The sequence below is a fragment of the Peribacillus sp. NPDC101481 genome (assembly GCF_044767165.1).
In the GTDB taxonomy this organism is placed as follows: Bacteria; Bacillota; Bacilli; order Bacillales; family DSM-1321; genus Peribacillus.
Map to the genome: position 1 here is coordinate 561,268 of NZ_JBIWNJ010000001.1, position 24,610 is coordinate 585,877.

Genomic DNA, 24,610 nt, shown 5'->3' on the forward strand with positions numbered 1-24,610 from the left:
CGCCGACTGTCTCCCGAGCCTCCTCGACGCAAGCGTCTGTGGGGTCTCGGCTAGCCAGTTATTCGGCAGGAGTGTCGCAAATTTCTTCAATCTTGCGAGATTTCTTTCCTATAAATAGAAAAAACACAAAGGGATAAATCATGTTTTTTTATAAAATCAAGGTTAGGTGAGACCATTCCGACTTCCCTTTTTTCTACAAATAAAAACCAGCCCGGAAGCTGGTTTTTTAACATTGATTCATGCTTGAACTTCGTCTTTTTCGTAAATCGGCACCCATCCTGCCGCTGTAACGAAAATGCGGACAGCAACAGTTTTCCTATCTTCTGCAAGCGTGAAATAATGTCTTGTTGATTCTGGTACACTAATAAGATCACCTGGATTAAGGCGCACGTCAAACCACTGTTTATCTTTGCCTTCAATCGCAAAGATACTCGTACCGCCTGCTATGAAACGCACTTCATCATCTTCATGGTGATGTTCCTGCTTAAAGTTTTCAAGCATTTGATCCAAGTTTGGATTCGCATCGGATAATGTGATGATATCATGCGCTTTATAGCCTCTTCTTTCGGAGATTTCCGCTATCTCTGATTGGAATGCTACAAGGATTTCCTCCTTTTCAGCATCTGTTAGATCGTATTTTTCCACGAGATGGGCCGGTAATTTAGAAATGTCCCATTGCTCATAAATAACCCCTTGTGTTTCTAAAAATCCTTTTACCTGTTCACCGTTTTCAATAACCTCGTTTGTTTCCTGGAATCTTATCGTCGCCATCATTCATTCCTCCTTCATTAGTGTTTACCTTAAAGAAACTGCAAATGCCTTTTGTTGATTTAGCAACAGTTGATATTGAAATAAAAATTCGCAAGCTTCAAGTATTCTCTTTGCTTCGAGTCCGCTTTTACCCCAAACCGTAATACCATGATTGCGGATCAGCACGGCGCCAGAGTCTTCTTCGACATGTGGCTCGAACTTATCGGATAACAGCGGAATGTCAGCATGATTATATATGATTGGAATCCGAAGTTCCGAATCTTCATCCCACCGACCGGTCGCTTTAATGATTTCATGATTACGAAAAGAAACTTGGCCCTCATCCCCGTACAATTCGGATATCACATTATTTTCAACTGTATGGACATGGAGTACACAGTTCGCATTCGTTTTCCGGTAAATGACTGTATGAAGTAAAGTTTCGGCCGATGGTCTTAGGTTCGTTTCTTCAACTGGCTTTCCTTTTAAATCCACCAGTAAAAAGTCCGAATCCGATTGCTTCCTTTTATCCTTACCGCTTGCCGTAATATAAAAGAAAGGGCTTTTGGGTTCCCGAATGGACAAGTTCCCGCTAGTTCCCATAAACCAATCCCTTTCGGCCAGTTCAGCTTTAACATCTGCCAGCTCCTGCCATTCTTTAGAATGATTATTCACGCTTTACCCACCCATCTGCTGCTTAATAATATCAATTACATCAAAAAACGTTTCAAAACCTTGATGTGGAATCCCTTCGCTATCGCATTTTTCAAGCAGTATGTCACGGGCTATGACAATATCCGCCTGTTTTGCAGCTTCAAAATCCGTTACGGAATCTCCAATAACGAATTTAAAATCTTCCGCACCCGCAATTTCCCTCATAATGGATGGCTTGCAGCAACCGCATCCATTATTACATTGATCATCACAAGAATGCGGCCACTCAATATAAATCTTTTCCTTATCAAAAAATGCACGGTTGCAATAAACGGACTCTGTTGGCAAGATATCATTCAAAAGCGGTGCAATGAAAAAATCCATGCCCCCGCTTACAATATATAAAGGGATGTTGGCTTGTTTCGTATACTCAACGAATTCATAAAACCCTGGACGAATGCCTGCCGTCTTTCTTACATATTGGATGATGTCATCCTTCAAGCCGCTATCAAGCAGGGAAAACATATCCCCTACTCCCGAAGATATACTGATTTTTTGCTGAAGGACACCGTCTTTCAACGCTTCCCATTCCGGAGGCGCAAATTTCTTCATGATGGAAATGATATTATCCGAGTTGGTGATCGTTCCGTCAAAATCACAAAAGATGATCGGTTTCATTATTTCTTATAGGCCTCCCCATAACACAAGAGCTTTTTTTAGTGTTTCATCCTCAGCAGCCGCTTCAGATAGTTCCTTTCCTGCCAGTACGGCTTCCACAGCGGATCGGAAAGCCTTTGCCCCGCCATCTGCTCCATCAGGATGCCCGTGAATTCCACCTCCGGCATTAATCACACTATCGATTCCAAAATCCTTGATTAGATCCGGAACCATGCCCGGATGAATGCCAGCAGAAGGAACAGGGAAGGCTTTTTCCCATGAAAGTTCATCTTTTGTCAGAGCTTCAGCAATCGCCAAGGTCTCCTTTTTTTCAAGTGCGACACTTCCATAAGGGGACGGGAACAAGGATAAATCCGCACCTGATAACCTTACTAATTTACCAAGCAATAATGGATAGCCGACCCCATAAAATGATGAAGCTGACAATGCTCCGCTATATGCGGGGTGCGCCATGATCGGCAGCTTGATACGATCATGTTCACTCAAGGCCTGCATTACATCCAAACCATATGTATGAACGTTGAACAACAAGGCATCTGCCCCTGCATCAGCCGCTTGCTCTGCCTTATCCAATAATTCAAATGTTTTCCCTGATAGATTGACTGCATATAAAGTTCGGTGGCCAGTGGTTTCATAGACATCATTCAATATTCGTTTTCCCGTTTTTATTCTATCGAAAAATGGAGTCAGTTCCTGGTCAAAGAGGATCTCATCATCTTTAACTAGGTCGACACCTCCTAATGCTTGTTGCCTCAGTTGCTCATTATGGAATGTTAGGTCTCTTCCTAATACACCTTTAAAGATGCTCATCACCAGGGGCCGGTTAAATACGCCAATCTTTTTCCTAATGCCTTCAATGCCAAATTGCGGCCCGGGAAAGGCTTTTTGAATATCACCGACAAAATCCAAGTCGATAAGTTTTATTTCCCCGTCCAATGAAAGTTTGCCGAAGACCGTCGTTAGGATTGCAGGTAAATCATTGGAGAAATTCCTTGCCGGATAGGCAATTTTAATAAGCGAACGGTATACTTTACGATTAAAGTAGCTGTTTGCCCTCTCTTCTTCGGAAAGTGGTGTCACCGATACGACGCGTCCCTTATGTTTTTCCAGTTGTTTCTGGACTAAATGGGGCAGGTCCGTCCATGTCCCGACAGTCAAACCTAAGGCAATGCTCTCTGCTTTTTTCTCATGATTCCCCTTAGAATCATGAATTAAATAAGTAGCGACTATCTCGCTCATTTGATCACTCCTATATCACGTTAGTAAACTCTCGATGTCATTAACCTGAAATGGTCTCAAAATGGCAAAAGCCCCTTCATAAAGAAGAGGCTTTAATAAGCCATCTTCTTATCTCCCAGCCATTGGCTGCAAGAATTAGCACCGTGCCTTGTGGATTTCAAGAAAAATCCGGCGAAGAATTCCGCCCCATTTTACAATGGAATTACGGTCGGTTGCTGGGCTTCATAGGGCTAGTCCCTCCACCTGCTCAAAATAAGAAAACGCTGATATATAAATTTGCATCCAAGTATCGAAAGATTAAGAATTTATTTTGTATTCTGACAGGTAATCCCTACTTTGTCAATAAGTTTTAACTATTTAAGGGTGAATTAATCGGATATATCATTGTGGTTAAAATAATTTTAATTTACTTATCCGTTCCACAGCCTCTTTCAGCCGTTCTTCCGAAGTCAGCAGCCCTACCCTGACATAACCTTCGCCAAATTCACCAAATCCATTCCCTGCGGCAACAGCAACGTGGGCATGCGTTAATAAATAGTCTGCAAAACTCTCGGACGTAAAACCTTTAGGTACCTTGAGCCAGGCAAAAAATGATGCCGCAGGAGCTTTGACATCCCAGCCGATTGCCCTCAATCGCTCAATGAAAACATTCCTTCGTCCCTCGTACATCTGCACTAACTGCTCTACACAGCTCTGCGAGTCAAGCAAAGCGCTTGCAGCAGCTTCTTGTATCGCCGGGAACAGACTCACATAAAGATGGTCTTGTAATAGTTCAAGAGCTTCTATGACACTCTTATTCCCCACTGCGAAGCCGACTCTCCACCCTGCCATATTGTATGTTTTCGATAGTGTGTATATTTCTATTCCTATTTCCTTCGCTCCCTCTGACTGGAGAAAGCTTATCGGTTTTTTTCCGTCGAATCCTATCGCCCCATAAGCGAAGTCGTGGACCACACAAATTGAATGCTCTTTTGCAGTAGAGACGGTCTCATCAAAGAAACTTTCAGTTGCAGAAGCACCTGTGGGATTGTTCGGATAGTTCAAGAACATCATTTTGGCTTTATCAAGTACTTGTTTATGTATGTCACTGTATTTTGGAAGAAAATCATTTTCTTCTGTCAAGGGCATGAATTCGGTCTTTGCCTGGGCTAAAACAACACCGGAAAGATAATCCGGATAGCCGGGATCCGGAACAAGGATCGTATCACCCGGATTCAATAAACACTGCGGCAGTTCGACAAGGCCTGCCTTTCCCCCGAAGAGAATCGCCACTTCACTTTTCGGATCCAGCTTGACACCGAATTCACGTTCATAAAAGACGGCAGCAGCATCTTTTAAATATTGATGCCCCCGGAATGGCGAATATTTATGATTAACCGTTTTTTCAGCAGCAGACTGCAAGCTTTTCACGATATGGTCTGGTGTCGGCTGATCAGGGTTTCCCTGGCCTAAATTAATGACATCATGTCCTTGCTCCGTAATGGCATTGACTTTTGCTACTAGTGAGGCAAAAAATTGCTTGGGTAGGTCCTGAAGCTGTCTGGATTTTTCGAATTGCACCATTTATACACCTTCTCTGAAATTTCTTGAAATTCTAGACACAAATGATATATGTTTATCATAGTCTTGTAAAGCATTTTTTACATGTGGGGGGTTTTAAACGATGAAGTGGAAAATAGCTTGTATTCAAATGGATATAGCATTCGGGCAACCGGATATCAATTTTCAGGTTGCGGAACAATGGTTTGAAAAAGCAGCACGGTCAGAACCCGATATCGTCATTTTACCAGAGCTTTGGACAACCGGATACGACTTAAGCAGGTTAAATGAGATTGCTGATCAAGAGGCGGAAAAAACGATTGAATTTCTTAAAACACAGGCAAGGAAACACGAGATTCACATCGTAGGCGGTTCCATTGCGAAAAAAACGGGCAAGGGAATCTATAACACCATGATCATCATCGATAAACAGGGAAATCTCATAAAAGAATATGATAAGCTTCACTTATTTCAGTTAATGGATGAACATCATTTCCTGAAGCCAGGAGAAAAGGATGGTTTATTTACTCTTGATGAAAAAATATGTGCTGGTTTCATTTGTTATGACATCCGTTTCCCTGAATGGCAGCGAGCCCATACCGCTAAAGGCGCCGAAGTTCTATTCGTTACGGCTGAATGGCCAAAGCCGAGACTCGATCACTGGAGAGCCTTATTGATTAGCCGTGCCATCGAGAACCAAGCCTATGTAGTAGCCGTTAATCGCTCAGGCTCTGACGTCAATAATATATTTGCCGGTCATTCGTTGATTATTGATCCTTGGGGAAATATCATAAGTGAAGCCGGAGAAGGAAACGAACTCCTGACAGGCACCTTGGACTTCAATAAAGTTACGGAAGCACGTAACAAAATACCTGTATTCGAAGATCGCCGTCCTGATTTTTATTAAATTACCCATTGACAAACTATTTAAAAAGTTGATATTATTTTCCCGAAGATTAAAATTTCAGAAAACATTTACTCTTATCAAGAGCAGGCTGAGGGATAAAGGCCCTATGAAGCCCAGCAACCGACTGTAATACCATTGTGAAATGGGGCGGATTCACCGCCGGATTATAAAATCCACAGAGCACGGTGCTAATTCCACCAGAATTCATATTCTGGAAGATAAGAGGTCCGAAGCCAAAACTTCTGCCTCTTTCTATATGAAAGAGGCTTTTTTATTCTTATTTTGAATCCGGAGGGGAAAAGAATGACTCAAAACCATTCAAATTTTAAGAGATTGACAAACGAAACAGCTATAACCCTTGCAAAAAAACTTGGGTTGGTCAATGCGGATGCAAGTTTAACATGTAAAGAAATCGGCGATGGAAACTTAAATTATGTTTTTCATATTACAGACACAGTCACAAATAAAGGAATTATCATTAAACAAGCGGTTCCTTATGCCAAGGTACTTGGCGAAGGTTGGCCGCTGACATTGAAAAGAGCTGCAATTGAAGCGAATGCGCTGATTCATTTCAGAAGTTATTGCCCAGAATTCGTACCGCAAGTCTATTATTCTGATGAAAAGCTTGCCATCACGGTCATGGAGGATTTATCGCACTTGAAAATCGTTAGAACAGGATTGATCGAAGGCGATTCATATCCATTGCTTTCACAGCATATTGGTGAATATGTTGCGAAAACGGCATTTTATACATCCGATTATCATTTAGAACCCTCTGCCAAAAAGGAAGTTGCCCGACATTTCACGAATCCCGAACTCTGCAAAATCACTGAGGTCTTCATTTTCACAGATCCATTTTTTGAGGAACTCCCGGGAGATTTCGAGGTGGAATTGACTGATGCCGCCAAAAATATATGGAATGATAAAGCAGTGATCCTCGAGGTCGCTAAGCTGAAACAAAGCTTTGAAACCGAGCAGGAAGCCTTGCTTCATGGAGATTTACATACTGGAAGTATATTTGCAAGTGAAACTGAAACAAAGGTTATTGATCCAGAATTCGCTTTTTATGGTCCAGTTGGTTTTGACCTTGGTCAATACACCGCCAACCTTCTCTTTCAGGCAGTCACACGTAATAGCGTTGGAAAGGAAGAGATTTTCACACACCTTAATGAATTTTGGAATGCCTTTGAAGAAACTTATTCCGAATTATGGGAAGTCCAAAATAAAAGCCCATTTCGTCACGTGAAAGGTTATCTGCCTTATTTACTGACAAAATTCAAAAAAGATGCATTCGGCTTTGCCGGCTGTGAACTGATTCGGCGAACCATCGGACTTTCCCATGTTGCCGATTTAAATGTCATTGAAGATAAAGAAACAAGGATCGCTGCCAAAACGGCTACATTGGAAATTGGTGCTTTTTTAATTAAAAAACGGGAAGAATTGGATGTTCCAGCTGTCATTGAAGCCTTGAAGCAACGTACACTGCCATCTTATTCAACCATTTAAAAGGAGACCTGCACATGACAACACATGCACCATTACCTTATTCGGTACAATGGGCTGATACCCATATTACATTATTAAATCAACAAGCCCTTCCTTCCATAACAGAATTCATTGAACTTCATTCTGTTGATGATGTGTATGACAGCATTTTGACATTAAAAGTTCGCGGTGCCCCAGCAATTGGACTGACGGCAGCATTTGGTGTTGCACTTGGTGCGAAACAGGAAACAACCGCTGAATTAGCCGAATTCAAGAAAAATGTATCAAGGCATATTGAAAAACTCGCATCATCACGGCCAACTGCTGTCAACCTTTTTTGGGCGTTAAGGAGGATGGAAAATACTCTGGAAGCTGCGCAAAGCATTTCAACTGCCAAGGAAGCACTTGTATCGGAGGCTAAAGCCATCTTTGCTGAAGATGTAGAAATGTGCAGGAAAATCGGGGAACATGGTTTATCCTTATTCACTAGAGGAGATTCCATTCTAACGCATTGCAACGCTGGGGGAATTGCCACGGCTCGGTATGGCACAGCCTTGGCTCCCTTCCACCTGGCAAAGGAAAAGGACTTTCCGCTAAAAGTGTATGCATGTGAAACCAGGCCTGTCCTGCAAGGGGCGCGTTTGACTGCTTGGGAATTGATGCAAGCGGGGGTTGATGTCACATTAATTTCTGATAATATGGCTGCCCATACGATTCATCAGAAAGGAATAAATGGAATCATCGTCGGTGCCGACAGAATTGCGGCTAATGGAGATACAGCCAATAAAATCGGGACATTGGGATTGGCGATATTAGCCAAGCACTTTGGTATCCCTTTTTACGTGGCCGCTCCATCAACCACATTCGACCTCACTCTCGAGTCCGGCACTTCCATCCCGATCGAAGAAAGGAATGAAGCGGAAATCACCTTCATTCAAGGTGTTAGGATCGCTCCTGAAAACGTGAAAACTTTCAATCCAGCCTTTGATGTTACACCGAATCATCTAATTACAAGCATCATTACCGAAAATGGCATCATAACCCCGGATTTCATTAAAAACATTCCGCTTTTTGTTAAATGATCCAGGTTGCTTTATTGATGATAAAAAACGAGAAGGGTTACTTATCCCTCTCGTTTTTGTGATTATTCTTGCGAGGTCCATAATACAATTTTTATTTTTTTGAAAAGAATTCTTGAAGTGCCTTCTTATTTTTAGTGTAGTCCATTTCCAAAACGGCTCCGGACTGGGGATATATTTCATCTTTAAAGCTTCCTTCCACTGGAACCCTTAAGGTTTCGACGGTGTCCGGTGTATGGAAGACGGCTTTTGGCCCCATTTCCATTATTGTTTTCAGTCCAATATCCGTATCCAAGTACGAGAGTCCTTGTTCGATTATACTAGGAAGGGCTGCCATCCCTTCGAAGGACGAGATTTGATTTATAAAGGCTGTTTTTAATTGAACCATTACTTCTTGTTGTCGCTCAACCCTTCCAAAATCACTTTCATCGTCATGTCTAAAACGGACATATTTCAATATTTCCTCGCCATGTAAAACATTTTTACCGACGCTTGCTTGAATGCTCATATCATCAATGATTTCCTGGTCCACATTCACCGCTACCCCCTCAGGTGCAAGTAAATCGACCATCTTCACGAATCCCTGAAAGTCAATTACCGCCACATGATCGACCTTGACACCGAAGTTTTCCTGTATGGTTTTTTTGAGAAGTTCCCTTCCACCATAATAATAAGCTGCATTTATTTTGTTATATCCTGTTTTATTCCCAGGGATTTTCACATAACTATCACGCATAATCGAAGCCAGTTTCAATTTTTCCTGCTCAGGAAAGTATTTTGCCAGAATAATCGCATCTGATCGAGATTTTTCCTCTCCCCTTGTATCGACACCAATTAACAGAAATGTTTTCACACTTTCCTGGTTCTCTTCTTTGGTTAGTTTTTTTTCCGTACCTGCATTTCCATTTTGTTTGGGTAAAGGGGCATAAGTGCAGCCTGCCAGAATCAAGATCAATAGATATATGAACAATACCTTTTCTTTCATTACCTCACCTCATCGGAAAATTACCCCTTATTCTCTACCTAATATTGGAATCTATGCATTAAACGACAAAAAAGCCTGCCAACGATAATCGCTGACAGGCTTTTCGGGCAAATCACTTATTGATTTCTTTCTTTAATACTTCTACCGCCTTTTTCACTTGTGTGTCATTCTTAAGGATTTTCTCCTGGATGACCTGCATCAATTTCACGGTAGTATCATCTTTAATGGTGCCAGTTTCTTTAATTTTTTGTTCCCTTTGGAATGCTGTGACAGCATTCGTGGTTGCTTCATCAAAGAATCCATCTATCTTACCTGGATCATGGCCCGCTTCCTTCAGCATCTCTTCAGCTGCTTTCACTTCACTCGAAGAATCGGATGCTTTCAATTCCTTGTCAGGCGAAATGTACGGAAGGCTGGCATAATCAGGAAGCTTCACATTAATATCCGGCTTGATCCCTTTTTTATGAATCCAATTGCCTTCAGGAGTCAACCATTTAGCTGCCGTATATTTGAAGTTAGATCCATCTTTAAAGGGTTTTTCGGCAGTCTGCACTGTCCCTTTCCCAAATGACTTGACACCAATCAATGGAATGTCCGCAGACTCACTGACAGCCGCTGCAACGATTTCAGAAGCACTGGCACTTCCGTCATCAATCAACACGACTACCGGGATTTTCAGTTCTCCATCATTCTCCGATTTATAGACTTCTTTTTTCCCGCTGCGATCCTCAACTTGAAGGACCACTTTCCCATTAGGCACGAACAGGCTTGCCATTTCTATTGCTTGGTCAAGAAGTCCTCCTGGGTTTCCCCGTAAATCCAATACGAGACCCTTCATATCCTTCTTCGACATTTCTTCAAGCGCCGTTTTCAGCTCTTGGACTGTATGTTCGGAAAAACTGGTCACTTGAATTTTTGCAACTCCATCATCAAGCATTTCCGCATATACCGTTTCAATCGGAATTGTGTCCCGTTTAATGGTGAGCTCGATCGGTTCAGACTCACCAGCTCTTGAGATGGAAAGATCCACTTTGGTACCCTTCTCGCCCCTGATTTTCAGGACAGCTTCAGAAGAGGTTAGCCCTTCAACACTTTTACCATCCACACTTAAAATGATATCATTTGGTTTTACCCCTGCTTTTTCTGCCGGGGACCCTTTTATCGGTGAGACGACCATGATTTTTCCATCCTGCTCCTGAATCTCGGCACCGATTCCTTCAAAAGATGAAGAGATGCTCTCATGGAAACTCGATGCTTCCTTTTTATCCATATAAGCAGAGTAGGGATCATCCAAAGATTTGATCATTCCATTAATTGCGCCGTCAACCAGCTTTTCTTCATCAACCTCTTCATAATAGTTATCTTTTATCTTATCGTATGTAGTATACAGCTTTTCAAATTCCGCATGCTTATCCGGTGCTAATGACTCTACTTTTTCATCTCCAAAGGTCAAGGCTATTGTAGTAATCCCTGCAGTTAGAAATATGACTAAGAAAATCCCCATAATGAACGTAAACTTTTTTATTTTAATGAATTTCCCTGCCTCTTTTGGCTGTCCTTGATTTTCTTCTTCCACTGAAGCCTCACCACTTTCATTCTTCATGACGATATAAACGATTTCTATCTATTTTAACAGCTTTCATGACAATCGAAAAATAATTGTTATCAAAAATAACAACTTATGCCCATATGTATTTTTTTACGCCTTCGCAAACGTTAAAACAAAGAGAAAGCTCCATGGACTACAGGCATATATTGACATTACAAAAATGGGGCTACTAAGGAATAACTGAGCCTGTATCCAACTGTCATTATACAGCTTCACTTATTCCTGGTCACCCGCCTGTCATTTACATCCAATTATCAGTCCTGGATAGCTGCTTCCAAAGCCACTTCAACCATTTCGTTAAAGGTTGACTGGCGCTCATCCGCCGACGTTTCCTCACCGGTTAAAATGTGATCGGAAATGGTTAATACAGATAATGCTTGGCGGCCAAATTTAGCAGCAAGCGTGTAAAGCGCTGCTGATTCCATTTCTATCGCAAGGATTTGGTATCTTGCCCATTTTTCCAAATCACTATTATCATTATAAAACTGATCGGCCGTAAAAACATTACCGACCTTCAATTGCAAGCCCTTAGCTGTGCCGGCGTCATAAGCTTTTCTTAGTAATTCGAAATCCGCCGTTGGGGCAAAGTCCACCCCGCCGAAAGTCATGCGGTTCATTTGGGAATCGGTGGAAGCACTCATTGCAAGGATAACATCCCTGACTTTTACATCCTTCTGAATCGCTCCTGCAGTTCCCACACGAATCAGCTTCTGGACATTATAGCTATTCATCAATTCATTCACGTAAATCGAAATGGATGGGACACCCATGCCTGTACCTTGTACAGAAATTCGTTTCCCTTTATATGTCCCTGTATATCCAAACATGTTACGGACTTCATTATAAAGTTTAGCATCCTCTAAAAATGTTTCAGCAATATATTTTGCACGCAATGGGTCCCCAGGAAGTAAGACCGTTTCCGCAATTTCATTTTCTTTTGCACCAATATGTACGCTCATACGACTATGTCCTCCTTAACTTGTGGTTGAAATGATATTCAAAAACTACTATACCATATCAACCACAAGTTAGGAAAATCCAACCTTATCCTAGAACTTGAAAAAGATAATGAAACTGGAAGTCATGAAAAGACTTTGGCACCCTTCCTTTGAACCGCAACAAAACGGCGGAGGTCCGCCGTCTTTTTTTAAGTTTAATGAAATTAAGGGATAGGAAGCTGTTAACCGTCTTATGACAGGTTACTCATCGACTTCTTCATCAATTATGCACTTTTCAAGAAGATATTCGAATGTGATGTCAGCAAGATCTTCAACTTCAGCTTCTGTTGGAAGATAGCCCCGTCTTATCAATTCTTGAAAAAAGAATTCCGCTATCTCTTCTGTATCAATAAAAACCTCAATTTCTCGCAAATCATCGCCCCCTTATTTAAAGGTCTATGAATGTGTAGAGACAAATATACCAGTAAGGCATCCCATTATGGAAAATCATTTGAAGGGCCTATATTTATCATGATCCATCCGTGTTCAATTTGAATGGAAGCTTCTATAGGGAATTTGGAAATTGCCCCTTTAAAAATTCAGGATACCTTTCACTTCGTTTGCTTCTTTTTATGATCTGGATAAATTTCCTCTGCCGCCTTTTCAATTTTAGCAAGGGCGATCTTCATGATGTGGCGATATTCGTCATCGCCAAAATGTTCGTAGAGCTTACAATAATCATTATATAAATCCAACAGTCCATCAATCATTTCCTTTTTTTCATTTTTTGTCATTGTCATTTCTCGCTCACCTTTACCAGGGTTGTTTTGTTTAGCAATGATAGCAAGCTCATTTTTCTTTTTAGGAAGTAGCAGACCCAACTTTTTAATGATTCCATCTGCACGTTTAGCATCGGCTATCAAAGTCAGTTCTTCCTCATGCGCTTCAAGCCATTCACCATCAGAGATTCTGGATAACTCATAGATTACATCCTCCCAGGCATTTTCCTTATAGCGCCAAATTTCCGTTCGATAGCCGATAATCTTGAAATAATCCTGTTCATACCCATCCACCTGGACCAAGTCACCTAATAAAAATTTATATTCAATATCTATTTGTTCTTTTTGATAAAGGATTTCACCTTCATATTCATTTATCGATTGCAATGTTTTTTCGATATAAAGACCTTCACTATAGTTCACTTCATACACATAAGCACCATCGAGAAATTTTACATCGGTTATATTCCCGACTGTCCCATACATTGTTATTACGACTGTATCGCCTAATTTAAATTTCGGCTGTTTTTTTTTGCCCATAAGAGACATCCCCCAATATGGTCCTTATCGTTTGATTAGTAAATTATATGCACAAACAAACATGGAGGTTAATGGAAAAGAGAGGGCATTTTGCTCATTTAGCTAAGGAACCGGCCCATTTATTAAATGGCACTAAAGCCAAAAACCGCCTCATTTAATGAGACGGTTCGCAGTGGGAATGATGAGCGTCACTTTCGTTCCTTCGTCGCGGACGCTTTCAATTTGGAATTTCCCTTTTAATTCCTCCATTATCTGAATGCACGTCGCCACACCTAATCCGTTTCCATCCGGTTTAGTGGTATAAAAGGGCATGCCGATATTTTTTAAATTTTCGGGACTGATGCCTTTCCCATCATCGCTGATCACTAATCTTACATAATGGGACTCGGAAGTATGATGCAATTCAATCTGCCCCCTAGCTTCGATGGCTTCACAAGAATTATTCAAGACATTCAAGAGAACCTGCCTTAACCGGTTCCTGTCTGAATAAACAACGACAGAGTGTGTCACTTCATTAATTAGTCTTACATGAGAACTCGGAATTGAAGGGATATAGGTATCTATTATTTCTTCAAGGAAATCCTTTAAATCGATTTTCTCCCATTCCAGCTGATGCGGTTTTGCCAAATCAAGAAGTTGTGTCACGAATACATTAACCCGGTCCACTTCATGAAGCATGACATCACTATATTTTTCTATTAATGTTTTATCATGATCCTGGCTCTTCAATAATTGGAAAAAGCCCTTTATCGTCGTTAGTGGGTTCCTGATTTCATGTGCGACACCGGCAGCAAGCTGGCCGACATATTTCAATTTTTCAGTTCGGACGATTTCCTTCTCACGATCTTCTATCGTTTCCATCATTCTTAGAAAGGCAAGGTTCAATTTTTCCATTTCCTCGAAGCTTCTTTTATCGGAAATGATGAATTCCTTTCCTCCAATGAAATCCTCTGTCGCTTCGACAAGTTCTTGAACTGGCCGTACAAGGGTCTTTGTTAGTAAATAGACAGCCAGAATGATAGAAACAAAAACGATGCTGTAGATTGTCAGATACCGTGTTAAAAGGTCATTCAAAGGCTGAAACACTTGTTTCTTATCTGCCCCCACAACAACAAACCATTTATTCTCCGTTTTTGCAATCGTATGGACAGGCTGGATGGAATATATTTTTTCCCCGTTCTCTGCGCTGTACAATTCATCCGATAACGAAGCTTCCATCAGCTTACCTTTCGTTAATCCCATTTCTTTCAAGGCAGAAGCCTGCATGACTCCATGCGGGTCTTTTTTCGAAATCATGATGCCTTCTTGATTGATCATGAAAAAGTTCACTGGGTATTTATCGCTAATTTCGTTAGCCTTTTTCTCCATCAGCTCCCAAAGTCCTTCCAATCGGAAAGCTGGAGATACGACACCGATCATTTTCCCTGCATTATCATATACCGGCGCACTCAGAGCTATTATCGGTTCTGGGTATGCCCGGGTTTTATAAATGTCAGAAAGGAATTCATGACCTTCTATGGCCTCTTTGAACCATATCCTTTGCGCGAGGTTGTCCCCGATCATTTTATTGGATGTATCTGCAATGACATTGCCTTCCAAATCCAAATGCAAGACACCGTAATAATTTCCTTTTGCATCGATAAACTTTTTTAGTTCCTCTGACTTCTCTTCTTTTGAATGGCCAGGATTGTTGATTACCGAATTTGCGCTCATTAACTTCACATCACTGATCCGTTCGTTCAAATAGCTATATGTTTCATTTACAATATTCAGTGAACCCGCATTCAGGGCATTTTTTGCTTCCTTCTCAAGCAGGGACCGTTGTGATCCATAGGATATGATCCCCAATATCAGAAGAGGAACACTTGCAATAAGTAATGAATAAAGCAAAATTCGGGTTTGAAGGCTTTTAAGCATCCTTCCGATCCTCCCCTATTCCTGATCTCCTAATAAGAGCCCTTCTTCTATTTGGACATACTGTTCCCAAGCTTGATCGAATAGTGACATACTATCGAGATAGTCTGCATTCAATTCTAAATAACTGCTCAGTTCATTATAATCAGTCGATTGTTTTGGGAAGCCATGATCCTCATAGGCATGATTGGCAAATTTAGTGATTGCATCAATTTCCTTTGGTTGTCGAAATTTCATTAAATATAAATAAAATGGTCTCATGATGTTGAGCCCCCCTAAAATAACTATGATTTCTGCTTTAATATATCGGAAACTTCCGTTTCCGTCCACTTTTTTAAATAGAATTTGGTCTATTCTTCCCCACTTTATAGAAATCCACGATTTTTCAACAAAAAATGCATTCATTTTCTTACGGAATTACACTTATATATCGCACTCCCTTCCATATTAATCCCCATCCTTTAAAGATGGAAAATCTTTTTTTATACTTTTTTCATGAAGAAAGGAACGAAGTGCTTAATTCTTGCTTAACCCAATCTTTCAATCAAATGCACTTCAAAAACCTTATTATTTTCATTATCTGAAAAGGAAAATCCCCTTCATCTAAGATGGAAATAGTGGTTTGCACTAATTCTGTCCAAATGAGGGGATTTATACATTCAAATATGGAAACGTACATGCATCCAGCCGCTAAAAGTCAAAGTAATTACGTTTCAATAGCCTCTTCATGTTCATTAGCTCACTGTACGTCGTTTGTTTTTCAAGCTGTTTAGTATCAATTAAAAATAGTTGATTTTCAATTTCCTTCACTATTTCATCACTTTGAAAAAATGCATCGCAACTCTCACAATGAGATGAAGGGGTCTCCGTAATCTCAACTGCCCTCGTACCATCCGGCAGTTCCCAATACACAGTTCCATTCACTGATGCAAGCTTCCCTTTCTCACACCATGGACACGTCTCCATGCTATTCATCTCCCTTAGGCGTGCTCTTTTTTTGCTGTGCCTGGAATTTCTTTTCTTTTAACAAATCCCGCTTTTCACGCTGGTTTTTCAATGAAGCATGCTCTGGGTTGGTCACGTAATTTTCCCGTCGATTCATTCGCTTCAGTCCCTCAGGCACTAAATTGAATTGCTTGTCGGTCATTAAACCAGATACACCTATATCTGATTGTTTTTCTTCCATATCAGGATATACCCCTTTGAAGTACTCATCTGCAAGTCCTGGTGTATATTGCTCAGGTTCTGGATAAGTGGTTATCACACCTTCAAAATTGCGCAGCACCGTTTTGGTTGGAGATTGTGAAAGGATATAATTCGGCTGAAGCGTGATTTTCCCTCCCCCTCCAGGAGCATCGACGACGAAGGTAGGAACAGCATACCCGGATGTATGGCCTCGGAGCCCCTCGATGATTTCAATGCCTTTTGAAATGGGAGCCCTGAAGTGACCGATGCCTTCCGACAGATCGCACTGATAAATATAGTAAGGGCGGACACGAATCTTAACAAGGTCATGCATCAGCTTTTTCATGATTGCGACACTGTCATTGATCCCCGCTAAAATAACTGCCTGGTTGCCCACAGGTACACCTGCATCGGCAAGCATCTCACATGCCTTCTTTGACTCCTCGGTAATTTCTATCGAGGTATTGAAATGAGTATTCAGCCAAACCGGATGATATTTTTTTAAAATGGCACATAAATTTTCAGTGATTCTTTGAGGAAAAACAACAGGAGCGCGCGTACCTATCCTGATTATCTCAACATGAGGAATTTCCCTTAAGTTTTTGAGGATATATTCAAGGATCGTATCATTGATCAATAATCCGTCCCCGCCTGAAATAAGGACATCCCGAACTGCCGGTGTGTCACGTATATAACCGATTGCAGCGTCCAATTGTTTTTTGGGCACGCCCATGCCAATTTGTCCTGAAAAGCGTCTCCTCGTACAATAACGGCAGTACATGGAGCATTGATTCGTCACCAAAAAAAGAACGCGGTCCGGATATCTATGGGTCAGTCCCGGCACTGGGGAGTCCTCATCCTCATGAAGGGGGTCTTCCATGTCATATTTGGTTTTATGCATTTCTTCCGAGATTGGGACCGATTGCATTCTGATTGGACACCTTGGGTCATCTTTATTCATTAACGAAGCATAGTATGGGGTGATATTCAATGGAATGGTTTTTGTGGAAATCCTCACACCTTCCTCTTCATTCGGAGTCAGGTTTATCACTTTCTTCAAATCATCAACAGTCCGGATCGTATTCGTAAGCTGCCACAGCCAGTTGTTCCATTGTTCTTCGGTTACATCTTTCCATAGCTCTATATCTTTCCAATTGCGATCTGGCTTATATAAGTCAAATAACATGGTTATACCTCCTGAGTTATGATAGTAGTATTAAATGCAAGAAGGGTGCCAAAATGACCCAATAATTCGCAGGCCCATAAAAAAAACCGGATTGCAGGCATCCGGATTTTTTCCATTCAAATATGCTTTTTAATTTTATATTGCAAGGTCTGCCTTGGAATTTGCAATAGCTTCGATGCCTGAAAAACGTTACCGTTCGTTTGAAGAAGGGCCTCGGTAATCAACTTTGTTTCCATTTCAAGCATGGCCTCACGAAGCGGAAGTATTTTTTCAGACGGGTTGCGCTTTTTTAAAGACTGGGGCAAATCTGCAAGGTTCAAAACATCATTCTCCGTATGGTTCATCATGAATTCTACGGTATGTTTAAGCTCCCTTACATTTCCAGGCCAATGATATTCCCGAAAAAAAACCTTTGTCTGCTCATCCATGCCTTTTATTGTTAATTCTAATTTACTGTTAAATATTGATATGAAATGTTCAGTAAGAAGCTCTATATCATCAATCCGCTCCCTTAGCGGAGGCAGCTCGTAGCTCAATACGTTCAATCGGTAAAATAAATCGGGCCTTAACCTGTTATCCGATACCGCCTTTTTCGGATCTATATTCATCGCTGCCATGATCCTCACATCCACCTGTACACTCTTTGTACCTCCTATCCTTCTTATGAACCCATCTTCGAGCACACGCAGAAGCTTTGCCTGCAAGTCAATCGGCATCGATTGCAATTCATCCAAAAACAAGGTTCCGCCATTGGCCAATTCAAACAGTCCCTGGCGTTCCACAGCACCAGTGTAGCTTCCTTTAGCCGTACCGAATAGAAGCGATTCCAATAAATTTTCTGGTAAGGCCGCACAATTTTGCGCGATGAATGGTTCTTTACTGCGGCTCGAACCCTGGTGTATGCTTTGAACAAAAAGCTCTTTTCCTACACCGCTTTCCCCATAAACCAACACCGATGAGGAGGAGCGGGCAGCCTTTTTCCCTTGTGAGATCAGACCTTTAAATCCAGCATCAATAGTCAGGATTTCAGTGAAAGAATATAATCCATCGGTCCCGGGCGTTTTCCTTTCAGGGCTTTTGATCGTCTTGAGCGAGCTTTCCAGGTCTGCTAGCCTTTCAGATAATTGCTTCAAGCTTGAATAATCCTTGGCAATCTCGATAGCACCTATCATAAACCCTTCTACATATATGGGGAGCGTCGTGTTTAACGTCTCAATGATTCGCCCATGTGCATTTACATACGATTGGCTATAGTTGTAGATTGGTTTTTCAGATTTAATGACTCTCAGCAATGTCGATGATTTGTGATTCAAAGAAGGGAAGGCTTCAAGCAAAGGTTTCCCAAGCACCTCACTTCTTTTCATCCCATCATGATTGGCCGCCACTTCGTTATAAAAGATGGTCTGTCCTTTTGGATCTATCACATGAATGCCTTCATCAATGGTTTCTAATATTGCTTCCAATACTTCACTTGTATTAAAAAATTCACTTGGCAAGATATCCCTCCTCAAGACCTTCTTGCTAGATGTATATGAGGAAATGCCAAAAACTTGTCATGTACCGCCTAAAATTGAGCATTCAAGTGAAATTTTTCACCCAAAGGTTCATGTCTTCCAGTTTATCGAAGATGTAACAGTTATTGGCCAAACGTCCGCGGTACGAGTATCCATGCTGATGCAATGCAGCATTCATGCCGAATGAGAGCGACCTGGCAATCGAATAAATACAATAAATTTCATGAGAGATAAGATATTCTTCAAGCGCGGAAATCAAGTGTTTCATCAAGCCGTACTGCCGGTGTTCCGGCAATGTCGCACAATCGGTGATTTCTGCGTTATGGTAAAAGGAATCAATTTCTGCTGAAGCAGCACTGACAATCCTGTCTTCATGGACATAAATATAAAAAACCGTTCCCTTTTCCATACACTTTTTCACATATACCGGATCATTCATCGGTGTAGGATACACTTCAAAAACCTCCCCATACAATTGGGCCAGCTGAGGTGCGTCGGTAACTTCCGCTTTACGGCGTTGATAGGCTGATGGCGGATTATCTAAACCGGATTTTATCGGCAGCCTCTGAACATCGGTAAGGATTTGATCTTCCTTTACCCATTCTGCACTGTTGCGCCTTGCATTCCGGTTATATTTAACAAGGAAGAAACAATCGCTTCCCAAAAAGAATTTGTCGATGCTTCCTTCATATAGAAAGCCCTGAGCAAGCAATGCCAAAACGTTTTCCTTGCGTGACTTGAAGATGATTTTTTCTGCTGAAATGTCTTTAGCCACCCTTAAAGATTCCTCCACGCATTCTTGAAAATGACCTAAATAATCATCAATCCTGATTCGCTTATTAAAATGGTCAATCGTAATATGTATGGTGCACCTTGGCTTTTGAATCCTTTTTTCAGTGATTCCAGCCTCCATTTGTCCCGCTCCCTTCAAAACTTCGAAATTGTTGCGAAAGGCCTGACCCTTCCTGGAATCAGACCTCCGGAAAAATGATTATTCCTGGTCCACCCCACACCATTCAATCATGGTCAATGCAATGATTTCCGCAACCTCCATCATTTTATCCACCACTATATATTCATTCGAATCATGGGCCATCTTCGTTTCCCCTGGTCCAAACACAACTACGGGGGTAGAGCCAACCGATGAAAGATACCCTCCGTCCGTCGCCCAAGGGGACGCTTCGACAAGCGGTTCCTCCCCTACCACTTTTTCATAATAAGTGCCAATTGTCTTCATGAGCGGATGTTCTATTTCGAGATTGCCAGGCAGCCATCTGGCCCCAAACCATTCTAATTCAATCGGTTTTTCTTTAAACCATGCATCACTCTCATTTAAAGCATCTATTCGCTCCATCAGCGATTTTTGTGCTTCTTCCATGGTTTCTGTCGGGGCGATGCCGAATCTACCTTCCAGAACGGCTGTATCCGGCACGGAGGAAGGCCAATTCCCGCTTTGAATGCTACCTATGTTGATTGGAATGGGGATAGGGACATTTTTATAGAGTGAATGACGAAGTGACTCATTCCGTTCTTTTTCGAGCATCTTGATTTCTTTCATTACACTAACCGCTTTATCTATTGCACTGACTCCTTCATACCTAGTGCCCCCATGTGCAGACTTGCCTTTTATTTTCAGTCGAAACCACATCGAACCTTGCTGTAATGGGAATAGCTTCATATTTGTAGGCTCCGGAATGATTGCACCATCAGCTTTATACCCGCGTAAGACTGCCGCAAGTGTGCCGGCACCACCGCTTTCCTCTTCAATCACACTCTGAAATATTAAATCTCCCTTCAATTGGATTCCAGATTCGACGATCGCTTCAATGGCCAGCAATAAAGATACATTTCCGCCTTTCATATCCGTCGTTCCCCGCCCGAAGACTTTCCCGTCCATTAACTTGCCGCTATAGGGTTCATCGTGCCATGCTGCAAGATCTCCTTCAGGAACTACATCAATATGTCCGTTTAAAATAAGGGATTTCCCCTGGCCCGTTCCTCTTTTAATAGCCACAAGATTCGGATTTCCTTTAAAGTCCCGGCGGTCGCAATAAAAATGGGGATGTTTTCTTAATTGTTCATCCCCGATTTCCCAAAGATCTATTTCTAGACCAAGTTGTCTGCACTTCTCGACCACTATGGCTTGTGCACTTCCTTCTTGCCCCCTTTTGCTCGGTTCCTGAACCAGTTTTTGCAAAAGCTGAACTCCATTCATCCGATGTTCATTCAACCATGTTTTTATTTTTTCCTCATACATATCCATTCTCCTCTCTCATTCTTTTAAAATATGGATGTTTTCAGAGACGGTAAACGAGGCTTCGGTCCGATTCCTGATTTCCTGAATGCTGGACGTATCAAATACATCAGTTAAAAGGAGGCCCCCCGAAGTTATGGAAAACACGCCTAATTCGGTGATGATCATATGTACGCATTTCTTGGCAGTTAACGGTAACGTACATTTTTTGACTAATTTAGACATGCCCGCTTTATCGTTATGTTCCATCAAGACAATGACCTTTTTGGCCTTTGCCGCCAGCTCCATGGCACCGCCCATGCCTGGCACCCGCTTTCCCGGGACAATCCAATTAGCGAGATCCCCCGCTTGACTTACTTGAAGGGCTCCTAGAATCGTGATATCCACCCTGCCACGCCGTATCATCCCAAATGCAACAGTACTGTCGCAGTAGGAAGCCCCGGCTCTAATGGTAATCGGCAGTCCGCCTGCATTGCAAAGATGCGCATCTTCCTTCCCCGTTTCAGGAGTACTGCCAATTCCCACAAGGCCATTTTCCGCATGAAACATAACTTTATGGTCATTCAAAAGATGATTCGGTACAAGTGATGGAATGCCAATTCCCAAATTGACCAGCATCCCATCGCTTATTTCTGCTGCTGCCCGTTTCGCTATTCTATTTCTATCTTCTGTTCCCAAACCCATTTCCAATCGACTCCTTTTGATGGAATGATATAATCCACAAAGGCACCCGGAACAATGATGTCCTCTGGATCCAAAGAGCCAAGCGGAACGATTTGCATGGCTTCGACTATAGTGATTTGTCCAGCTGCAGCAACGATTGGATTCGTGTTCCGGGCGCTTTTATCAAATATAAGATTTCCATAAGGATCTGCCATTTCTGCGTAAACAATGGCGATATCTGCAGTTAATGCCGGTTCCACCAGATAATTTTTCTTACCTAGCTTTACGGTTTGCTTGCCGTCCCGGACGATATCGGCCTCAATTCCAATATCGGTCAATATACCGCCTAGCCCCATCCCTCCGGCCCGTATACGTTCGACAAGTGTCCCTTGCGGAGAGAACTCCACTTCGAGTTCTCCATTGTTCATTAATAGTCCTGCATTTGGATTGGAACCGATATGGGAAACGATGATCTTTTTCGCTCGGCGTTGCGTGACCAGTTTTCCGATTCCGATATCAGGGAAACCTGTATCGTTACCAATCAAGGTTAAATCCTTAATGCCTGATTCCAAAATCAGATTGATCAATCCAGGAGGCGACCCTATGCCACCGAATCCCCCATACATGATGGACTGATTATCTTTAAAGTGATGGCGCACATCCTCCAAACTACAAATCTTCCTGAATGTATTTTCCACCACTATGACTCACTTCCTTGTTGTGATGAACGTTTACCTATCGATTCATTGAATTGTCTAAAAGTTATATCGACCCTCATTAACAATTCAGCACACTCCTCTTCCGATATCGTTAACGGAGGGGAGATGATGATGGCTGCCCCGGTTACACCATCAAGACCTGCTGCGGCGGGATAAAGAAGTATTCCATTTCTCATCCCCAATTCAATGATTTCATTTGTCACGTCTGCCTCCTTCGGAAATGGGGCCGATGTTGCTTTATCCTGGACAAATTCGATGCCAATCAATAAACCTTTCCCGCGTATATCACCGATAAAGGAATACTTCCCTGCCAAATTTTTCAGGCCCCTAATCAGGTAATTCCCTCTGTCGGCCGATTTTTCGACAAGATCATTCCTTTCGACATATTCCAAAACGGCCAAAGATACCGCACACGATAACGGATTAGCACTAAGCGTATGGCCTCCTATAATTGATTTCGAGCCTTTCATTATGGGCTCCATCACGTTTTTGGTCATTACTGCGGCTGCTATCGGGGTATACCCTCCACTCATACCTTTACCAAATGTTACGATATCAGGTTCCACATCCCAATATTCGGAAGCAAGCATCTTACCGGTACGTCCAAAGCCGGTCATTACTTCATCCGCAATGAATAAAATATCATTCTCTTCGCATATTTTCTTGAGTTTTCGATAATAACCATCAGGAGGAACGATGGCCCCTCCTGCAGCGCCGATAACAGGTTCAGCAATGAATGCAGCTATATTTTCACTGCCAATACGCCGGATTGATGCTTCCAATTCCGAAGCACAGGCCATTCCGCACGAATGCGAATCAAGTTGAAGTGGACATCGGTAACAATATGGAGGAGATACAGAAGGATATGATTCAAGCAAAGGAGTAAATCGTTCCCGGCGAATCGGATGTCCGGACATTGAAAGAGCTCCCATCGTGATGCCATGGTAGCTCATCCATCTCGATATGATTTTTTGTTTCTTAGGCTTCCCTTTTTCCTGCCAATGCTGAATGGCAATTTTCAATGCCGTTTCAGTCGCTTCGGAGCCGCTGTTTACAAAAAAGCTGTATGTCAGTTCCCCTTTGGTCAATTCTGCAATTTTTCCGGCAAGTTTCTCTGCAGCATCGCTGGTGAATTGGGAACGATACACGAATGAAACCTGCTTAGCCTGTTTGACCATCGCCTCAATGACTTCCTGGACTCCATGGCCAATATTGGCTGTAACAGCACCGGAAGAAGCATCTAGGTAATCCTTTCCATCTTTATCGTACAAAAAAACTCCCTGACCATGACTGATAGTCGGGTAGGCTCCTCCCAGGACCGGTTTTATCAATGAAGACTGCTCCATAAACCTGCACACTCCTTCTCTTTAAAAACAAATGCAATATAATAAAGTGTATGTCCAGGTGAAGGCAATCTTGCTAAAGAAATTGCCCTAGGCATGTAATCGGATAAGTTTCTTGGTTTCATGGGAGATCGTAAAAAAAGGCGACAAAAAAAGTGTATCCGCAAAAGATACACTTTTTTCTTACAATACGCTATTTAGTTTTTCTTCACGAATTGACTCCAAAAAGCTTTCATCCTTTAAAACAGCCAGCACATTTTTATAAAAAGCAGCTTTATCGATAACTGAAGTATGTACATATTCATACTCTTTTAAAGACGGATGACGCAAAACATTTTTCATGCAGGAATGACAAACTTTTTTAGTTCCTAACTTATAGTAGTTTAAGTTACTTGCATCCCCATTAGAAGTGTCTTCGTTACATACGAAACATGTATGGCTCACACGGCCTTTTTTATTATACTCGGCCAAAGCCCCTTCTAAACGAATGGATGCTGGAATTGTTAATAACACATAATCACCTTTTCTATTTTAAATCTCTTAGTATTATATCAGAAAAATAAAGAATTTGAACTATTAGACTCATATTCCCTAATAATGCTTGTAAAATAGGACAATTTCCAGGGCTTACAAGAGGAAAGACTCCTAAA

Annotated in this window: 24 protein-coding genes and 2 riboswitches; of the genes, 3 read left to right on the forward strand and 21 right to left on the reverse strand. The window is 41.8% G+C overall.

Features of this window, described 5'->3' with window-relative positions; genetic code table 11:
- Positions 1-237: 237 nt before the first annotated feature.
- From ACIROD_RS02590 to ACIROD_RS02610, 5 genes are all read right to left on the reverse strand, one after another.
- The gene (locus tag ACIROD_RS02590; protein WP_402937665.1) at positions 238-771 is read right to left on the reverse strand and encodes a cupin domain-containing protein; all 534 of its coding nucleotides are present in this window, start codon (positions 769-771) and stop codon (positions 238-240) included.
- A 24-nt stretch (positions 772-795) separates the two neighbouring features.
- On the reverse strand, positions 796-1,425 hold the full coding sequence (locus ACIROD_RS02595) for a methylthioribulose 1-phosphate dehydratase (protein ID WP_402937668.1): 630 nt from the start codon (positions 1,423-1,425) through the stop codon (positions 796-798).
- A 3-nt stretch (positions 1,426-1,428) separates the two neighbouring features.
- On the reverse strand, positions 1,429-2,082 hold the full coding sequence (locus tag ACIROD_RS02600) for a 2-hydroxy-3-keto-5-methylthiopentenyl-1-phosphate phosphatase (RefSeq protein WP_402937671.1): 654 nt from the start codon (positions 2,080-2,082) through the stop codon (positions 1,429-1,431).
- 6 nt (positions 2,083-2,088) lie between these two features.
- On the reverse strand, positions 2,089-3,321 hold the full coding sequence (gene mtnW, locus ACIROD_RS02605) for a 2,3-diketo-5-methylthiopentyl-1-phosphate enolase (RefSeq protein WP_402937674.1): 1,233 nt from the start codon (positions 3,319-3,321) through the stop codon (positions 2,089-2,091).
- Between the two features lie 105 nt (positions 3,322-3,426).
- Positions 3,427-3,580: riboswitch (SAM riboswitch) on the reverse strand.
- 131 nt (positions 3,581-3,711) lie between these two features.
- Entirely contained in the window at positions 3,712-4,884 is a 1,173-nt protein-coding gene (locus tag ACIROD_RS02610) for a pyridoxal phosphate-dependent aminotransferase (protein WP_402937677.1), read from the reverse strand.
- A gap of 100 nt (positions 4,885-4,984) precedes the next feature.
- On the opposite strand from ACIROD_RS02610, the gene ACIROD_RS02615 reads away from it, so the two are divergent.
- The 3 genes from ACIROD_RS02615 (at position 4,985) to mtnA (ending at position 8,334) form a co-directional block, all read left to right on the forward strand.
- On the forward strand, positions 4,985-5,767 hold the full coding sequence (locus ACIROD_RS02615) for a carbon-nitrogen family hydrolase (protein WP_402937680.1): 783 nt from the start codon (positions 4,985-4,987) through the stop codon (positions 5,765-5,767).
- 71 nt (positions 5,768-5,838) lie between these two features.
- Positions 5,839-5,992: riboswitch (SAM riboswitch) on the forward strand.
- 78 nt (positions 5,993-6,070) lie between these two features.
- Positions 6,071-7,273 carry an S-methyl-5-thioribose kinase gene (gene mtnK / locus ACIROD_RS02620; protein ID WP_402937683.1) on the forward strand — a complete coding sequence of 401 codons (1,203 nt, stop codon included), beginning with the start codon at positions 6,071-6,073 and terminating at the stop codon, positions 7,271-7,273.
- Positions 7,274-7,287: 14 nt separating this feature from the next.
- The gene (mtnA, locus tag ACIROD_RS02625) at positions 7,288-8,334 is read left to right on the forward strand and encodes an S-methyl-5-thioribose-1-phosphate isomerase (RefSeq protein WP_402937686.1); all 1,047 of its coding nucleotides are present in this window, start codon (positions 7,288-7,290) and stop codon (positions 8,332-8,334) included.
- 91 nt (positions 8,335-8,425) lie between these two features.
- Here mtnA and ACIROD_RS02630 read toward each other — a convergent pair whose 3' ends face one another.
- From ACIROD_RS02630 to ACIROD_RS02705, 16 genes are all read right to left on the reverse strand, one after another.
- Entirely contained in the window at positions 8,426-9,316 is an 891-nt protein-coding gene (locus tag ACIROD_RS02630) for an LCP family protein (protein WP_101225245.1), read from the reverse strand.
- Positions 9,317-9,428: 112 nt separating this feature from the next.
- On the reverse strand, positions 9,429-10,919 hold the full coding sequence (locus ACIROD_RS02635; protein ID WP_402937689.1) for a lmo1851 family serine protease: 1,491 nt from the start codon (positions 10,917-10,919) through the stop codon (positions 9,429-9,431).
- A gap of 260 nt (positions 10,920-11,179) precedes the next feature.
- A complete protein-coding gene (gene deoD / locus ACIROD_RS02640; protein WP_402937692.1) occupies positions 11,180-11,884 on the reverse strand; it encodes a purine-nucleoside phosphorylase in 705 nt (234 codons plus the stop codon).
- Between the two features lie 240 nt (positions 11,885-12,124).
- A complete protein-coding gene (locus ACIROD_RS02645) occupies positions 12,125-12,295 on the reverse strand; it encodes a YozD family protein (protein WP_064505166.1) in 171 nt (56 codons plus the stop codon).
- 179 nt (positions 12,296-12,474) lie between these two features.
- A complete protein-coding gene (locus ACIROD_RS02650; RefSeq protein ID WP_137017690.1) occupies positions 12,475-13,182 on the reverse strand; it encodes a hypothetical protein in 708 nt (235 codons plus the stop codon).
- Positions 13,183-13,332: 150 nt separating this feature from the next.
- Positions 13,333-15,099 carry an ATP-binding protein gene (locus tag ACIROD_RS02655; RefSeq protein WP_402937695.1) on the reverse strand — a complete coding sequence of 589 codons (1,767 nt, stop codon included), beginning with the start codon at positions 15,097-15,099 and terminating at the stop codon, positions 13,333-13,335.
- A gap of 15 nt (positions 15,100-15,114) precedes the next feature.
- Positions 15,115-15,357, reverse strand: coding sequence for a YozE family protein (locus tag ACIROD_RS02660; protein ID WP_101225334.1), 243 nt, complete (start codon positions 15,355-15,357; stop codon positions 15,115-15,117).
- A 429-nt stretch (positions 15,358-15,786) separates the two neighbouring features.
- Positions 15,787-16,062, reverse strand: a complete 276-nt coding sequence (locus ACIROD_RS02665) for a YokU family protein (protein ID WP_101225268.1) — start codon at positions 16,060-16,062, stop codon at positions 15,787-15,789.
- Between the two features lies 1 nt (position 16,063).
- Positions 16,064-17,467: a lysine 2,3-aminomutase gene (kamA, locus tag ACIROD_RS02670; RefSeq protein ID WP_402937699.1), complete on the reverse strand. Its 1,404-nt coding sequence runs from the start codon at positions 17,465-17,467 to the stop codon at positions 16,064-16,066.
- A gap of 116 nt (positions 17,468-17,583) precedes the next feature.
- The gene (locus tag ACIROD_RS02675) at positions 17,584-18,963 is read right to left on the reverse strand and encodes a sigma-54 interaction domain-containing protein (RefSeq protein ID WP_101225270.1); all 1,380 of its coding nucleotides are present in this window, start codon (positions 18,961-18,963) and stop codon (positions 17,584-17,586) included.
- Between the two features lie 82 nt (positions 18,964-19,045).
- Complete coding sequence (gene ablB, locus ACIROD_RS02680; RefSeq protein WP_402937703.1) at positions 19,046-19,894, reverse strand: putative beta-lysine N-acetyltransferase; 849 nt, start codon at positions 19,892-19,894, stop codon at positions 19,046-19,048.
- A gap of 78 nt (positions 19,895-19,972) precedes the next feature.
- Positions 19,973-21,244, reverse strand: a complete 1,272-nt coding sequence (locus tag ACIROD_RS02685) for a peptidase (protein WP_260357894.1) — start codon at positions 21,242-21,244, stop codon at positions 19,973-19,975.
- Positions 21,245-21,253: 9 nt separating this feature from the next.
- Positions 21,254-21,919: a 3-oxoacid CoA-transferase subunit B gene (locus tag ACIROD_RS02690; RefSeq protein ID WP_230175681.1), complete on the reverse strand. Its 666-nt coding sequence runs from the start codon at positions 21,917-21,919 to the stop codon at positions 21,254-21,256.
- A complete protein-coding gene (locus ACIROD_RS02695; protein ID WP_402940074.1) occupies positions 21,886-22,524 on the reverse strand; it encodes a CoA transferase subunit A in 639 nt (212 codons plus the stop codon). The genes ACIROD_RS02690 and ACIROD_RS02695 overlap by 34 nt, the downstream gene beginning before the upstream one ends.
- A 74-nt stretch (positions 22,525-22,598) precedes the next feature.
- Positions 22,599-23,963, reverse strand: a complete 1,365-nt coding sequence (locus tag ACIROD_RS02700; protein ID WP_101225274.1) for an aspartate aminotransferase family protein — start codon at positions 23,961-23,963, stop codon at positions 22,599-22,601.
- A gap of 180 nt (positions 23,964-24,143) precedes the next feature.
- Positions 24,144-24,473 (reverse strand): hypothetical protein, encoded by a 330-nt coding sequence (locus tag ACIROD_RS02705; RefSeq protein WP_101225275.1) that lies wholly within the window; start codon positions 24,471-24,473, stop codon positions 24,144-24,146.
- Between the last annotated feature and the right edge of the window lie 137 nt (positions 24,474-24,610).